This is a genomic window from Actinomadura litoris, from assembly GCF_009733595.1.
Classification (GTDB): domain Bacteria; phylum Actinomycetota; class Actinomycetes; order Streptosporangiales; family Streptosporangiaceae; genus Spirillospora; species Spirillospora litoris.
In genome coordinates, this window is record NZ_WOFH01000002.1 from 459,456 (window position 1) to 474,331 (window position 14,876).

Annotated in this window: 12 protein-coding genes; 2 read left to right on the forward strand and 10 right to left on the reverse strand. The window is 72.3% G+C overall.

The window, feature by feature from the left end; genetic code table 11:
- Positions 1 to 58: 58 nt before the first annotated feature.
- Positions 59 to 652, reverse strand: a complete 594-nt coding sequence (idi, locus tag GNZ18_RS06585) for an isopentenyl-diphosphate Delta-isomerase (RefSeq protein ID WP_156215292.1) — start codon at positions 650 to 652, stop codon at positions 59 to 61.
- Between the two features lie 165 nt (positions 653 to 817).
- Here idi and dxs point away from each other — a divergent pair, with 165 nt between their 5' ends.
- Positions 818 to 2,734 carry a 1-deoxy-D-xylulose-5-phosphate synthase gene (dxs, locus tag GNZ18_RS06590; RefSeq protein ID WP_214618898.1) on the forward strand — a complete coding sequence of 639 codons (1,917 nt, stop codon included), beginning with the start codon at positions 818 to 820 and terminating at the stop codon, positions 2,732 to 2,734.
- Between the two features lie 175 nt (positions 2,735 to 2,909).
- On the opposite strand, the gene GNZ18_RS06595 is transcribed toward dxs, so the two are convergent.
- The 9 genes from GNZ18_RS06595 to GNZ18_RS06635 form a co-directional block, all read right to left on the reverse strand.
- Positions 2,910 to 3,275 (reverse strand): hypothetical protein, encoded by a 366-nt coding sequence (locus tag GNZ18_RS06595; RefSeq protein ID WP_214618899.1) that lies wholly within the window; start codon positions 3,273 to 3,275, stop codon positions 2,910 to 2,912.
- A 51-nt stretch (positions 3,276 to 3,326) separates the two neighbouring features.
- Positions 3,327 to 4,697, reverse strand: coding sequence for an FAD-dependent oxidoreductase (locus tag GNZ18_RS06600; RefSeq protein WP_156215296.1), 1,371 nt, complete (start codon positions 4,695 to 4,697; stop codon positions 3,327 to 3,329).
- Between the two features lie 55 nt (positions 4,698 to 4,752).
- A complete protein-coding gene (locus GNZ18_RS06605; RefSeq protein ID WP_376766261.1) occupies positions 4,753 to 6,258 on the reverse strand; it encodes an amino acid permease in 1,506 nt (501 codons plus the stop codon).
- A gap of 64 nt (positions 6,259 to 6,322) precedes the next feature.
- Complete coding sequence (locus GNZ18_RS06610) at positions 6,323 to 8,380, reverse strand: 3-hydroxyacyl-CoA dehydrogenase NAD-binding domain-containing protein (RefSeq protein WP_312874338.1); 2,058 nt, start codon at positions 8,378 to 8,380, stop codon at positions 6,323 to 6,325.
- Positions 8,377 to 9,579 (reverse strand): thiolase family protein, encoded by a 1,203-nt coding sequence (locus tag GNZ18_RS06615; RefSeq protein WP_214618902.1) that lies wholly within the window; start codon positions 9,577 to 9,579, stop codon positions 8,377 to 8,379. The genes GNZ18_RS06610 and GNZ18_RS06615 overlap by 4 nt, the downstream gene beginning before the upstream one ends.
- A gap of 38 nt (positions 9,580 to 9,617) precedes the next feature.
- Positions 9,618 to 10,856 carry a sensor histidine kinase gene (locus GNZ18_RS06620; protein ID WP_246249459.1) on the reverse strand — a complete coding sequence of 413 codons (1,239 nt, stop codon included), beginning with the start codon at positions 10,854 to 10,856 and terminating at the stop codon, positions 9,618 to 9,620.
- Positions 10,856 to 11,515: a response regulator transcription factor gene (locus tag GNZ18_RS06625; RefSeq protein ID WP_156215298.1), complete on the reverse strand. Its 660-nt coding sequence runs from the start codon at positions 11,513 to 11,515 to the stop codon at positions 10,856 to 10,858. The genes GNZ18_RS06620 and GNZ18_RS06625 overlap by 1 nt, the downstream gene beginning before the upstream one ends.
- Positions 11,516 to 11,560: 45 nt before the next feature.
- The gene (locus GNZ18_RS06630; protein WP_156215300.1) at positions 11,561 to 12,460 is read right to left on the reverse strand and encodes an SMP-30/gluconolactonase/LRE family protein; all 900 of its coding nucleotides are present in this window, start codon (positions 12,458 to 12,460) and stop codon (positions 11,561 to 11,563) included.
- 519 nt (positions 12,461 to 12,979) lie between these two features.
- A complete protein-coding gene (locus GNZ18_RS06635; RefSeq protein WP_156215301.1) occupies positions 12,980 to 13,822 on the reverse strand; it encodes an NAD(P)H-binding protein in 843 nt (280 codons plus the stop codon).
- An 80-nt stretch (positions 13,823 to 13,902) separates the two neighbouring features.
- Between GNZ18_RS06635 and GNZ18_RS06640 the strand changes: the two genes are divergently transcribed.
- Positions 13,903 to 14,820, forward strand: coding sequence for an AraC family transcriptional regulator (locus tag GNZ18_RS06640; protein ID WP_156215303.1), 918 nt, complete (start codon positions 13,903 to 13,905; stop codon positions 14,818 to 14,820).
- Positions 14,821 to 14,876: the final 56 nt, after the last annotated feature.

A 14,876-nucleotide genomic window follows, 5' to 3' on the forward strand; every position in this document is an offset into this window, starting at 1 on the left:
GGCGGCGGGTCAACACCGCGTATCGAAAAGTGATCTCGCGGTTATCCGGCCATCCCGGTCACCACGGGAGCGCCGGGGGCAGGCCGGTGGTGCCCGCGTCGGGCCAGTCGAGCGGGGGGCCCAGCGGGGCCAGCTCGGCGAGCTGGAGCCGGTACCAGGGCGAGGACTCGGGGCGCCCGGCCAGGTCCAGGCACTCGCGCCAGGTCCACCACGCGGCCTCCTCGACCTCGGCGGGGTTGGCCGTGACCGGCGTCCCGGCCGGCACCGTCGCGCGCACGACCGGGCAGCGCTCGTGCTCGACCGTCCCGTCCTCGGCGACGGCGCGGTACTGGAACGCGGGCAGGACGGGGGACAGGGCCATGACGGCCAGCGACTCGTCCGGGATGCCCAGTTCGTCCTGCAATCGCCGGACCACCGCGCCGCGCAGGCCCTCGCCCGGACCGGGGTGCCCGCAGCAGCTCCCCGTCCACACCCCGGGGAAGGTCCGCTTCGCCAGCGCCCGCTGAGTGATCAGCACGCGACCGTCCGTATCCACGGCATAACAGGAAAAGGCCAGGTGATACGGGGTCTCCCGGTGGTGGCTCTCCGCTTTCGGAGCGGTACCGACGGCTTCGTCAGCCGCGTTGAGCAGCACGATCTCTTCGACGCCCATGCTCATTTCCTACCCCATGGGCGCCACGTCGGTCACCCGTTTCCCGCCCGGGGAGGGGCGGGGTCCGGCGCGTCGCGGGCGAACCGGGATTAAACTCGGAACGGCCCGAGACCAGGGGAGCCCCGGGAGCGGGGAGCGACGCCCCCGACGGAGGAGTTGACACGCGTGAGCCTGCTGGAGTCGATCACGGGTCCCGACGACCTCAAGCGACTGGACGCCGGGCAGCTGCCCCGTCTCGCCGGGGAGATACGTGACTTCCTCGTCGACGCGGTCTCCAAGACCGGCGGGCACATCGGTCCGAACCTCGGCGCGGTGGAGCTGACGATCGCGCTGCACCGCGTCTTCGACTCGCCGCGCGACAAGATCCTGTTCGACACCGGCCACCAGGCCTACGTCCACAAGATCCTCACCGGGCGGCGCGACTTCGGCCTGCTGCGCCAGCGCGGCGGCCTGTCGGGCTACCCGAGCCGCGCCGAGTCCGAGCACGACATCATCGAGAACTCGCACGCCTCCACCGCCCTGTCCTACGCCGACGGGCTGGCCAAGGCGTTCCAGCTCCGCGGCGAGGACGACCGCGCCGTGGTCGCGGTCGTCGGCGACGGCGCGCTCACCGGCGGCATGTGCTGGGAGGCGCTGAACAACATCGCGGCGGGCGTCGACCGCCCGGTCATCATCGTCGTCAACGACAACGGCCGCTCCTACTCGCCGACGATCGGCGGGCTCGCCGGCCACCTCGCCGACCTGCGCGTCACCCAGGGCTACGAGCACGCGCTCGACCTCATCAAGAAGACGGTGCCGCGCGCCCCGGTCGTCGGCACCGTCGCCTACGAGGCGCTGCACGGCATCAAGAAGGGCATCAAGGACGTCCTCCAGCCGCAGGCGATGTTCGAGGACCTCGGCATGAAGTACGTCGGGCCGATCGACGGCCACGACACCGACGCGGTGGAACGTGCCCTGCGCCGCGCCCACGGGTTCGGCCGCCCCGTCATCGTGCACTGCATCACCACCAAGGGCCGCGGCTACGCGCCCGCCGAGAACGACACCGAGGACTGCATGCACGGTCCCGGCGCGTTCGACCCCGCCACCGGCGCGTTCCCCGCCAAGAAGGGCGCACCGGCGTGGACGAAGCACTTCAGCGACGAGATGGTCGCGATCGGCCGCGAGCGCCGCGACGTGGTCGCCATCACCGCCGCGATGCTGCACCCGGTCGGGCTCGCCCCGTTCGCCGACGCCTTCCCCGACCGCGTCTACGACGTGGGGATCGCCGAGCAGCACGCGGTCACCTCCGCGACCGGCCTCGCCATGGGCGGCATGCACCCGGTCGTCGCGCTCTACTCCACCTTCCTCAACCGCGCGTTCGACCAGGTCCTGATGGACACCGCGCTGCACCGCCAGCCCGTCACGTTCGCGCTCGACCGGTCCGGCGTCACCGGCAACGACGGCGCCAGCCACAACGGCATGTGGGACCTGTCGATCCTCCAGCTCGTCCCGGGCCTGCGCGTCGCCGTGCCGCGCGACGGCGCCCGGCTGCGCGAACTGCTCCGCGAGTGCGTCGCCGTCTCCGACGGCCCGACCGCGATCCGCTACCCCAAGGGGCCCGCCGCCGCCGACATCGAGGCGATCGGCAAGGCCGGTGACATGGACGTCATCGCCCGCCACGACGGCTCCAACGGCACCCGCGTCCTGCTGGTGGCGGCCGGGTCGATGGCCGGGCCCGCCGTGGAGGCGGCCGGGCTCATCGCCGCCCAGGGCATCGGGGTCACCGTCGTCGACCCCCGCTGGGTCAAGCCGCTGGACGCGGCGCTGCCCGGCCTCGCCCGCGACCACGCGCTCGTCGCCGTCGCCGAGGACAACGGCCGCACCGGCGCGGTCGGCGACGCCGTCGCCCGCATGCTGCGCGACGCCGAGGTCGACACCCCGGTCCGCACCTTCGGCATCCCGCAGGAGTTCCTCGACCACGCCGGGCGCGGCGAGATCCTGGCCGACATCGGCCTGACCCCGCAGGCCCTCGCCCGCGACGTGACGGAGTACGTCGCGCGGATCACCTCGACCGAGACCCACGAGCCCGCCACCTCCGACTGAGCCCTGTTCATCGGGTCCCGGCCCAAGGCGCTCGCCTGGCGGCCTGATGCCTTGACCGTGCCTTGGCGGGCGCGGTGGCGCTTCGCGGCCTGACCGGTGGGGCCTCGCCTTCGGCGCCCGCCCCACCGGTCGGCTACACGCCCGCGCGACGGCCGAGGTCGCCGTGCGGCACGGCCTAGACCCCCTCGGCCGACAGCAGGTGCCAGAAGTGGGTGATGGACGCGGCGGACGTCCCCAGCTCGCGGCCGGAGTAGGTCCACCGGCCGCGCAGCCGCCAGGGGCGTCCGGCGCCGTCCTGCACGTAGACCTGGAGCGGGAAGCACGCGTCGTGCGCGCGGATGACGCCCCCCGGGTCGACGGAGGGGCGCAGGTCGGGGTCGCCCTCGCAGCGCACGCCCATCACGACCGTGCGGGGATCCTGGCGCAGCAGCCCCTGCGTCAGGTCGTACACCAGCACGGAGACATAATCCGGGCCCAGCCACCGCAGATCGGGCAACGTCTCGGGTGGGGGGAACCCGTACAGTTCGGGACCGCCGGTCACACGCGCACGGTAGCGTCCCCGTCACGCTTCCGTCACTACCCTGCGAGCGGTTTATTCCATCCGCGCGTCATCGGTGGAGCGGCACGCCTTCGTCATGTCCTCCCAGCGGGCCAGCTTCACGCGTTCGCCGCGTCCGAGGGAGCGGGCGAGGGCGATCTCGGCGGCGTCGAGGCCCAGCCAGTCGGCGTAGGTGACGGCGGCCAGCCCGCGCGACTCCAGCAGCTCCTCCAGGGTGCGGGCGGGCGGCGTCCGGTCGGCGGGGAGGTCCTCCAGCAGGTGGCGGACGGTCTCGGCGGCGTCGGACTTGTTGGTGCCGACGACACCGGTCGGGCCGCGCTTGATCCAGCCCGCGACGTACTCGCGGGGGACGGGCGAGCCGTCCGGCGCGAGGATCCGGCCGCCGTCGTTCGGGACGACGTAGGCGCGCTCGTCGAACGGGACGCCCTCCAGCGGGACGCTCTGGTAGCCGACCGAGCGCAGCACCATGCCGACCGGGAGCGTCTCGAACTCGCCGGTGCCGGTCACGCGGCCCGACTCGTTCAGGCGGGTCCGCTCAAGGCGCAGCCCCTCCACGCGGGTGGTGCCGAGGATCTCGACCGGCGCCCGCCAGAACCGGACGTCGATGCGGCGGGGCCGCGCGGCGGGCTCGCCCGTCCAGCCGTTCAGGACCTTGACGTTCGCGCGGACGTGCCGGTCGGTCTCGGCGAGCTCGGCGCTCACCGGGTCGAGGGCCATGTCCTCGGGGCGGACGTGGATGCCGGCGTTGTCCAGCTCGCCCAGCTCGCGGGCCTCCTTCGTGGTGAACTTGGCCTGCGCGGGGCCGCGCCGCCCGACCATGTGGACGCGGCGGACGCGGCTGCGCGACAGCGCCTCCACGACCTGCTCGGGCACGTCGGTCGCGCGCAGCTCCTCGGCCGTCTTGGCGAGGATCCGGACGACGTCGACCGCGACGTTGCCGACACCGATCACCGCGACCTCCTCCACCGACAGGTCGAACTCGTGGTCGGCGGCGTCGGGGTGGCCGCAGTACCAGTTCACGAAGTCGGTGGCGGCGACGCTGCCGGGCAGGTCCTCACCCGGAACGCCCATGTGCCGGTCGACCATCGCGCCGGTCGCGTAGATCACCGCGTCGTAGCAGCCGAGCAGGTCGGCGCGGGTGAGGTCGCGGCCCAGCTCCAGGCAGCCGAAGAACCGCACCCCCTCGCCCTCCAGCACCTTCTGGAGGTACCGGGCGATCGCCTTGATCGAGGTGTGGTCGGGCGCGACCCCGTAGCGGACCAGGCCGTAGGGCGTGGGCAGCCGGTCCAGGACGTCGACGCGCGCTGCGCCGGCGGTCTGCTTCACGAGGGCCTCGGCGGCGTAGAGTCCGGCGGGGCCGGACCCGACGACGGCGACGCGCACTGGGTCTGCCATGGCCGCCATTGTCGCCCACGGCACCGACAAAGGACAGGCGGTTTCCGATCGCGGGCGGCCTCCGTCAGACCCGCCCGCCCGCCAGACGGCTGTGGCGCCGCCCGTAGGCGAAGTAGACGGCGACGCCGACCAGGAGCCAGGCGAGGAACCGCAGCCAGGTGTCCACCGGCAGGTTGATCATCACGAACAGGCAGGCCAGCACCGACAGCACGGGGATGAGCGGCACCAGCGGCGTGCGGAACGCGCGGGGCAGCTCCGGCCGCGTCCGGCGCAGCACCACGACCCCGACCGAGACGACGAGGAACGCGAACAGCGTGCCGATGTTGACCAGCTCGGCGAGCTTGGCGAGCGGGATGAACCCGGCGATCGCCGCGACCACCACCCCCATGATCACGGTGGAGCGGTAGGGGGTGCCGAAGCGCGGGTGGACGGTCGAGAGCCGGGGGGGCAGCAGGCCGTCGCGGCTCATCGCGAAGAACACCCGGCTCTGGCCGAGCAGCAGGATCAGCACGACGGTCGTCAGGCCGACCACGGCGCCGAAGCTGATCACGGTGGCGAACGCGGGATGGCCGACGGCCTTGAACGCGTCGGCGAGCGGCGCCTCCGTGCTCAGGTCCTTGTAGTTCTGCATGCCGGTGACGACGATCGACACCACCGCGTACAGGATCGCGGTGATCACGAGCGAGCCGATGAGCCCGATCGGGAGGTCGCGCTGGGGCCGCCGGGCCTCCTCGGCGGCGGTGGCGACCACGTCGAAGCCGATGTAGGCGAAGAAGACGACCGAGACGGCCGCGAAGATGCCGAGCCAGCCGAAGGTGGCCGGCTTGATCCCGAACAGCACCTGCATCAGCGGCGCGGAGCCGCCCTCGACCGTCGGCGTCGCCTCCGACGGCGGGATGAACGGGTGGTAGTTGGCGCCCTTGACGAAGAACAGCCCCGCGACGATCACCAGCAGCACCACCGACAGCTTGACGGCGACGATCGCGACGGTGAAGCGCGCGGACACCTTGATGCCGAGGACGAGCAGCACGGTCACGGCCAGCACGAGCACGATCGCGGGGACGTTCACCGCGCCGCCCGCCTCACCCGGCGGATGGACGAGCTCGGCCGGCAGCGTCACGCCCGCGTCGTCCAGCAGCGAGACCGCGTATCCCGACCAGCCGACCGAGACCACGGCGGCGGCGAGCGCCAGCTCCAGGACGAGGTCCCAGCCGATGATCCACGCTGGGAACTCGCCGAGCGTCGCGTAGGAGAAGGTGTAGGCGGACCCCGCCACCGGGATCGTCGAGGCGAACTCGGCGTAGCACAGCGCCGCGAGCCCGCAGACGATCGCCGCGAGCACGAACGAGATCGCGACCGCCGGGCCGGCCTTGTCCCTGGCGACCTGCCCGGTCAGCACGAAGATCCCGGTCCCGATGATGATGCCGACCCCGAACACCACGAGGTCCAACGCGGACAGGGATCGGTTGAGCTGATGCTCCGGCGACTCGGTGTCGCGGATCGACTGCTCGACCGACTTCGTGCGCAGCAGGTTCATGCCCGGGAGCTCCTCGCGGTGGGGTGACCTCATGTCCGTCACCCCTATGCCCGTCTTTATCCGCCTTAAGGACGCTCCCGGCGCATGATTCGGCGTGTCAGGTACGGAACCGGCGTCCCGTCACCTTCTCGGAGATGCCCGTCCGGTCGAGGTACGGAGTGATCCCTCCCAGGTGGAACGGCCAACCGGCGCCGAGGAGCATGCAGAGGTCGATGTCCTCCGGAGCGGCGACGACTTCTTCGTCCAGCATGAGGCGGATCTCGTCCGCGAGCGCGGCGAGCGCGCGGTCGAGCACCTGCTCCTCGGTGGAGGGGCGGTCCCCGCCCGCAAAGATCTCCACCGCCTCGGGGTCGAGCGTGAGGTCGGGCCGGTACACGCCGGGCTTGCCCGACGCCACCAGCTTGGCGAGGTTGTCCGAGAGCGGGAAGCGGCCCGGGAACGCGGCGTGCAGCGTCTCGTTGACGTGCAGCGCGATCGCGGGGCCGACCAGCCCCATCAGCACGAACGGCGGCATCGGCAGCCCGAGCGGCGCCGCGGCGCGCTCGGCCACCTCGATCGGCGTGCCCTCGTCCACCGCCGCGACGATCTCGGCGAGCAGCCGCAGCAGCACGCGGTTCACCACGAACGCCGGGGCGTCCTTGACCAGCACGCACGACTTCTTCAGCGTCCTGCCCGTCGCGAAGGCCGTGGCCAGGGCCTCGTCGCCGGTCCGCTCGCCCCGGACGACCTCCAGCAGCGGCAGCACCGCGACCGGGTTGAAGAAGTGGAACCCGACCACGCGCTCGGGGTGCCGCAGCCCCGCGGCCATCTCGGTCACCGACAGCGACGAGGTGTTGGTGGCCAGCACGCACTCGGCCGACACGTGCTCCTCGACCTCGGCGAACACCGCGCGCTTGACCGACATCTCCTCGAAGACCGCCTCGATGACGAGGTCGGCGTCGGCGAAGGCGTCCTTGGTGAGCGAGCCGGTGACGAGCGCGGTGAGGCGGTTGGCCTTGTCGGGGGAGATCCGCCCCTTGGCGAGCAGCCTGCCGATCTCGGCGTGGGCGTGGCCGACGCCCCTGTCGAGCCGCTCCTGGTCGAGGTCGGTCATGACGACCGGCACCTCCAGGCGGCGCGCGAACAGCAGCGCGAGCTGCGAGGCCATCAGGCCCGCGCCGACCACGCCGACCTTCGTGACGGGACGGGCGAGCGCGGCGTCCGGTGCCCCGGCGGGCTTCTTCGCCCGCTTCTGGGTGAGGTCGAACGCGTACAGGCCCGCGCGCAGCTCCCCGCTCATGATGAGGTCGGCGAGCGCCTCGTCCTCGGCCGCGAAGCCCTCGTCGCGGGTGCGGTCCTTGGCGGCGGCGATCAGGTCGATGGCCTTCACGTAGGACGGGGCGGCGCCGTGCAGCCGCCCGTCCACGTTCCAGCGGGCGAGCGCGACCGCGTCGTCCCACGCCTTGCCGGTGTCGACCTCGGGGCGGTCGACCACGACCTCGCCCTTCAGGACGCGGGCCGTCCAGGCGAGCGACTCCTCCAGGAAGTCGGCCGAGTCGAAGATCGCGTCGGCGATGCCCAGCTCGCGGACCTGCGGGCCCTTCAGCATCCGGTTCTGCGCGAGCGGGTTGTCGATGACGACCTTGAGCGCCTTCTCCGCGCCGATCAGGCGGGGCAGCAGGTACGTCCCGCCCCAGCCGGGCACGAGGCCGAGGAACGCCTCGGGCAGCGCGAACGCCGTGACGCCGGTGGAGACCGTCCGGTACGTGCAGTGCAGGCCGATCTCGACGCCGCCGCCCATCGCCGCGCCGTTGTAGTAGGCGAACGAGGGGACGCGCAGCTCGCCGAGGCGGCGGAACACGTCGTGCCCCAGCCTGCCCACGGCGGCGGCGTCCGCGCGGTCGCCGATCAGCGGGACGCCCTTGAGGTCGGCGCCGACCGCGAAGATGAACGGCTTGCCGGTGACGCCGACGGCGGCGATGTCCTCGCGCGCGGCGACGGCGTCGAGCGCTTCGCCCAGCTCGGTGAGGCCGCGCGGGCCGAACGTGCTCGGCCGGGTGTGGTCGTGCCCGTTGTCGAGCGTGATCAGCGCGAGCGTCCCGGCGCCGCGGGGGAGCGCCACGTCGCGCACCAGCGCGTGCGTCACGACCTCGTCGGCGAAGATGTCGGGGTTCACTTGCCGCCCTCCCGGTTCACGTTCTCCCAGAGGACGGTGCCGCCCATCCCCATGCCGACGCACATCGTCGTGATGCCGTACCGGACGTCCGTCCGCTCCTCGAACAGCCGCGAGAGCTGGTTCATCAGCCGGACGCCGGACGCGGCGAGCGGGTGCCCGAGCGCGATCGCGCCGCCCCACGGGTTCACCCGCGCGTCGTCGTCGGCGATCTTGAAGTGCTCCAGGAACGCCAGCACCTGCACGGCGAACGCCTCGTTGATCTCGATGAGGCCGATGTCGTCCATGGTCAGCGCGTTGCGGGCGAGCAGCCGCTCGGTCGCCGGTACGGGCCCGACGCCCATGACCTCCGGCTCCACCCCGGCGAAGGAGAAGTCGACCAGCCGCATGCGCGGGGTAAGGCCGAGGTCGGCCGCGACGTCCTCGGCGGCCAGCAGGCACGCGGTCGCGCCGTCGTTGAGGCCCGCCGCGTTCCCGGCCGTGACGTTGCCGTGCGCGCGGAACGGCGTCTTCAGCGCCGCGAGGTCGGCGACGGTCGTGCCGGGGCGCGGCGGCTCGTCCTCGGTCGCGAGGCCGAAGCCCCGCTCCGCCGAGCGGACCGCCGTCGGGACGAGGTCGGGCTGCACGCGCCCGGCCGCGTACGCCTCGGCCACCTTCGCCTGGCTGCGCGCCGCGTAGGCGTCCGCGCGCCGCCTGGTGATGCCCGGGAAACGGTCGTGCAGGTTCTCCGCCGTGGACCCCATGACCAGCGCGGACGGGTCCACGAGCCGGTCGGCGAGGAAGCGCGGGTTCGGGTCGACGCCCTCGCCCATCGGGTGCCGGCCCATGTGCTCGACGCCACCCGCGATCACGACGTCGTAGGAGCCGAAGGAGATGCCCGCGCCCGCCGTCGTCACCGCCGTCATCGCGCCCGCGCACATCCGGTCGATCGCGTAGCCGGGAACGCTCTTGGGGAGCCCGGCGAGGACGGCGGCGGACCGTCCGATCGTCAGGCCCTGGTCGCCGGTCTGCGTGGTGGCGGCGATCGCGACCTCGTCCACCCGCTCGGGCGGCAGGGACGGGTTGCGGCGCAGCAGCTCGCGGATCGCGCGGACGACCAGGTCGTCGGCGCGGGTCTGCGCGTACAGGCCCTTCGGGCCGGCCTTGCCGAACGGCGTGCGGACGCCGTCGACGAACACGACGTCGCGTGCGGTGCGAGGCACGGTGTCGTCCTCCCTGCGCTGGTGGGTCGGCGACGAGATTACTCGCCGGTAACCCGCCCATCGTACTCGTCGGTAAGCACGCCCGCACGCCGCGGGGCCGCGGGAGCGCCCGCGGCGGGCAGCCGCACGGTGATCGAGAGGCCGCCCTCGGCGCGCGGCACCGTCTCGATCGTCCCGCCGTGCGCCCCGACCACCGCCCGCACGATCGACAGGCCGAGGCCCGCGCCCTCCGCCGACCCGGTCCTGGAGCGCGCGCCGCCGTCCGCGCGCAGCCGCCGGAACGGCTCGTAGATCGACCCCGCCTCGTAGGACGGGACGGGCCGCCCCGTGTTCACGACCTGGAGGAACACCTCGGTCCCCGCCGATCCCGCGGTTCCCGTGCGGACCCAGATCCGCCCGTCCGGCACGTTGTACTTCAGCGCGTTCTCCAGCAGGTTGACCGCGCACCGCTCCAGCAGGACGGGGTCGCCGGTCACCTCGGCCGCGCCGAGCCGCGCCTCCACCTCCACGTCGTCGCGGACGTCGAGCTGGTCGAGGGCGCTGCGCACGACGTCCGGCAGGGGGGTGGCCGTGCGCGTCCCGAGTTCGTGCTCGGACCGGGCGAGCAGCAGCAGCCCCTCGATCAGCCGCTCGTGCCGCGCGGTGTTGCCGAGCAGCACGTCGGCGAGCGCCTTGGTCTCCGGCGGGTTCCTCCCGCTGGCCAGCGCCACCTCCAGCACGGTCCGGTTGATGGTCAGCGGCGTCCGCAGCTCGTGCGAGGCGTTCGCGACGAACCGCCGCTGCGTGTCGAACGCCCGGTGCAGCCGGTCCAGCATGCGGTCGAAGGTGTCGGCCAGGTCCTTGATCTCGTCCTGCGGGCCGTCCAGCGCGATCCGCTCGTACAGGTTGCTCTCCGACAGCCGCCGCGCCGTCGCGGTGACCCGGTGCAGGGGCCGCAGCATCCGGCCCGCCACCACGTACCCGATCACCACCGCGAGGACGCCGACCACCAGCATCGTCACCAGCGAGCTCTGGAGGAGCTGCTCCAGCATGTCGTGCTTCTGCCGGGTCGCCTGCCGGTTCACCTCGGCCTTCAGCTCCTCCAGCCGGCGCGTGGTCTCCGCGTCCGTGAGGCTCCAGAGCTGCGTGCTCGTCGTCCCCGACCCGCGCACCGGGTAGCGCTGCTCGATCATCCGCGCGGTCAGCAGGTACGTCACCGCGACCAGCACCGCCGACATCGCCAGGAACAGCGACCCGTACACCAGCGTCAACCGCGCCCGGACGCTCAGCCTCGGCATCATGCCTCCAGCCGGTAGCCGGACCCGGTGACCGTCTCGATCACACCCGGTTCGCCGAGCTTGCGGCGCAACGTCGCCATCGTCACTCGGACGATGTTGCTGAACGGGTCGATGTTCTCGTCCCAGGCCCGCTCCAGCAGCAGCTCGGCGCTCACCACCCCGCCCTCGGCGCGCAGCAGCTCCTCCAGGACGGCGAACTCCTTGTTGGTGAGCCGCAGCTCCCGGCCGTCCCGCTGGACCCGGCGCCGGTGCGGGTCCAGCCGGACGCCCCGCCGCTCCAGCACCGGTGGGACGGGCGTCCGCGAGCGCCGCGCCAGCGCCCGCACCCGGGCGACCAGCTCGCCGAACACGAACGGCTTCGGCAGGTAGTCGTCGGCGCCGAGCATCAGGCCGTCCACCCGGTCGCCGACGTCGCCGGCGGCCGTCAGCATCAGGATCCGGCCCGTGTGCCGGCGCCCGACCAGCTCCCGGCACACGTCGTCGCCGTGGACGGCCGGGAGGTCCCGGTCGAGCACCACCACGTCGTACTCGTTGCGGGACGCGCGCTCCAGCGCACCGTCCCCGTCGTACACCACGTCGACCGCGATGGCCTGCTCCCGCAGCCCCTCCGCGATCGCGTCCGCCAGCACACGCTCGTCCTCGACGATCAAAACGCGCATGCGCCGAGCATGGCGCAACGGTGGTTAAACCCGGATAAGCCCAGCTCAGGGCTGGACGGCATTGACCTCGTAGGTCGTGTCGGGGCCGGGCGGCGTGCTGAACCGGGCGTTCGGCAGGTAGAGCCGCTTCCCGAAGCGGGTGACGCTCGTCGGGACGTCGAAGCGCTTGTCGGTCAGCTTCTTGGTGACCTTCCCCTCGCCGCCGTCCCTGCTCAACTCGATGACGGCCACGGTGTTGAGCGAGTTCTGCACCGCGTACAGCGTGCGGCCGTCGCGCAGTACGCCGTCACCGCTGGTGAGGACCTCGCCGTGCAGGTCCACCGTCTTCGTCACGCCCGTCGCGGGATCGACCTTGAACAGCTTCCCGGCGTTGGACTGGAGGAGCACGAGGGACTTGTGGTCCGGGCTGGTCGCGATGCCGTTCCCGTTGAACCCGGGCTGGTAGACGATGTCGCCGGTCAGCGGCACCTTCACCACCTCGCCGTCCCCGTCGAGCGGCACCTTGTAGAGCACGGGATTGGTCGAGTCGGTGAACCAGGCCGAGTCGTCGGTCAGCACGACGTCGTTGACGAAGGACGGCACCGTGTTCAGGTCGTAGGACTTGAGCAGCGCCCCGGTGCGCGTGTCGTAGACACGGCCCGTCCCGCTCCGCCCGCCCGCCACGTACAGGCGTCCGTCGACGGTCTTCATCCCGAGCGAGGGCTTGCCCGACGCCGGGGTGATCACCTCGCCCTTCCCGGTGCGCAGGTCGACGCGGTAGATGGCGCCGGTGGCGCGCGAGCCGAGGAACGCCTCACCCCGCGGGCTCGCCGTGATCCCCTCCGGCTGGAAGCCGTTGGGCAGCGGGATGCGGTCGGGCGGCGGCTCGGTGTCGCCGAGGGCGGTCCCTCCGACGGGCAGGACGAGACCGGCGGTCAGCGCGATGACAAGAGTTCGATACAACATGCCGTCAAGATTCCCCGGTTCCCCCGTCCGCACCATCGCGATCCGCGTCGTCTGCTGTGCGATGCGTGCCGTCCCCAGCGCCTGCGGTGGCCTTTTCTCTACCCTGACGCACCGGGTGCCCCCGTCGGGGCGGCGAGGCGAAATCCCCGGCGTCAATGCCGAGCGGTCAAGATCAGCAAAGAATGGAGCGGACGATGATTCGGTCCGGCGCGGCGGGAACGGTCCCGAGGGACCGTTCGCGATGGCGACGCGGCACCCCGTCCGGACTTCCAGCCGGGGGAGCGCAACCCCGACGGCACGCGGAAATGGAAATACTCCAACACCAAATATGTGCTCGTCCGCACGCGCAGGGCTCCAACCAGTCCTCACCCGGCGGCTCCCTCAAGAACGTCACCGACTTCGACCACAGCTGGGCGTCGTCCGCCGATTCGCTGATCACCACCACCCCGGAGCACCACCGCTTCCTCAAGGCGCTGCTGAGAAGCGGCGGCCACCCGAGGGCGGGTGGCCGCCCTTCGCTCAGCCCCAGCCGCCCTCGGCGGCGGTGGACGCGGCGAACTCCCCGAAACTCCGCGCCGGCCGCCCGAGCGCACGCGGCACCCCGTCGGAGACGTGCTCGTCCTTCCCCTCCCTGAGCGGCTCGACGAGATCCGCGAAGGCCGCCGCGTCCTCAGGCGGCACCCCCTGCCCGACGAGTTCGGCGACGTACTCCTCGACGGACAGCGGCACGTAGCGGACGTCGCGCCCGGCCGCCTCGGAGATCGTCGCGGCCGCCTCCTCCAGCGTCACGGCCCGGGGCCCGGAGAGCTCGTAGATCCGGCCGGAATGCCCGTCGCCGGTCAGCGCGGCCACCACCAACGCCGCGATGTCCTCCGCGTCGACGAAGCTCGCGGCCCCGTCGCCGCCCGGCAGCCGCAGCTCCCCGGCGCGGACGGCCTCGGCGAAGAACCCCTCGCTGAAGTTCTGCGCGAACCATCCCGGCCTGCTGATCGTCCACTCCAGCCCGCTCTCCCGGACGGCGGCCTCGCCATCGATGAGGCCCTCCAGCATCCCGCCGCTGTCCTTGGCGTAACCGGGCACGTCGATCCCGCGCCCCGAGGCCAGCACGACCCGCCGCACCCCTAGCCGCGCCGCCCGCTCGACGAACGGCCGCACGAGCGCCGTCCCGTCCAGCGGGACGATGTAGACGGCCCCCACGCCCTCCAGCGCGGCGTCCCAGGTGGCGCGGTCCGTCCAGTCGAAGAAGTGCTCCCCGCCCCGCGCCGCCGCGCGGACCGCCGCCCCCTCCGCCCGCAGCCGCCGGACCACACGCCTGCCGGACTTACCGGTCGCGCCGGTGACAAGAATCTGGTGTTCACCCATGCCCCCAGCCAACCCGCGATCACTGAGACGATCCATGCCTGAAAAGCTCCGCCTGATGTCTGACCGTCTAACCTGAGCCCATGGACGCCGTATCGGAACTCCTGGCAGGCGTGCGGGCCCGCGGCGCCGTCTTCCGCCAGACGGTCATGCGACCGCCCTGGGCGCTCCGCATGGCCAGCGGCGCCCCTCTGACGCTGGCGACGATGCTGAACGGCCACGCCTGGATCGTCCCCGACGGCCGCGACCCGGTGCGCATAGCCCCGGGCGACATAGCGGTGGTCCCCGGCGACGCGCCCTACACGGTGGCGGACGACCCGGCAACGGAACCCACCCAGGTGGTGACCACCGCCGACTACTGCTCAGGCCGGACCGGCACCTGCGGAGACCCCGCCGACGAAGCGGCCGTCCTCCTGAGCGGCGCCTTCGAACGCCGAGGCGAACTGAGCGGACACCTCCTCCACGCGCTGCCTCCCGTCCTGGTGGTGCCGGCCGGGGACAGCCCGTACCCGTCCACGGAACTGATCGCCGCGGAGATCACCAGAGAACGCCCAGGCCGGCAACTGGTCCTGGACCGCCTCCTGGACCTCATGCTGGTCTCCGCCCTCCGCACATGGTTCGAGACACCGGACTCCACCGCCCCCGCGTGGTGCCGGGCATTGGACGACCCGATAGCGGGCACCGCCCTCCGCCTGTTGCACGAATCTCCCGCCCACCCCTGGACGGTCGCGGACCTGGCGGCCAGAACCGGAGTATCAAGGGCGGCCCTGGCCCGCCGCTTCACCGCCCAGGTGGGCGAGCCCCCAATGGCCTACCTGACGGGCTGGCGAATAGCCCTGGCCGCCGATCTCCTGAGAGAAACCGACGAAACCGTATCCGCCATCGCCAGAAAAGTAGGCTACGCCAACGCCTTCGCCCTGAGCGTGGCCTTCGAACGCCTGAAAGGAACCCGCCCTACTACCCACAGAACCAAGGCGAGACCCTCGTGGCCACCTACCTAGAGCTCCCAGCCGTCCCAACGGGCAGCAACTGAAGATCCGCGTATGGCAATGGCCGT

Coding starts and splice junctions, on each gene's coding strand:
- GNZ18_RS06625 (WP_156215298.1), bottom strand. CDS start 11,515: ATGCGCGTTTTGATCGTCGAGGACGAGCGTGTGCTGGCGGACGCGATC.
- GNZ18_RS06600 (WP_156215296.1), bottom strand. CDS start 4,697: ATGGCGGCCATGGCAGACCCAGTGCGCGTCGCCGTCGTCGGGTCCGGC.
- GNZ18_RS06620 (WP_246249459.1), bottom strand. CDS start 10,856: ATGCCGAGGCTGAGCGTCCGGGCGCGGTTGACGCTGGTGTACGGGTCG.
- GNZ18_RS06630 (WP_156215300.1), bottom strand. CDS start 12,460: ATGTTGTATCGAACTCTTGTCATCGCGCTGACCGCCGGTCTCGTCCTG.
- GNZ18_RS06635 (WP_156215301.1), bottom strand. CDS start 13,822: ATGGGTGAACACCAGATTCTTGTCACCGGCGCGACCGGTAAGTCCGGC.
- idi (WP_156215292.1), bottom strand. CDS start 652: ATGGGCGTCGAAGAGATCGTGCTGCTCAACGCGGCTGACGAAGCCGTC.
- GNZ18_RS06605 (WP_376766261.1), bottom strand. CDS start 6,258: ATGAGGTCACCCCACCGCGAGGAGCTCCCGGGCATGAACCTGCTGCGC.
- GNZ18_RS06640 (WP_156215303.1), top strand. CDS start 13,903: ATGGACGCCGTATCGGAACTCCTGGCAGGCGTGCGGGCCCGCGGCGCC.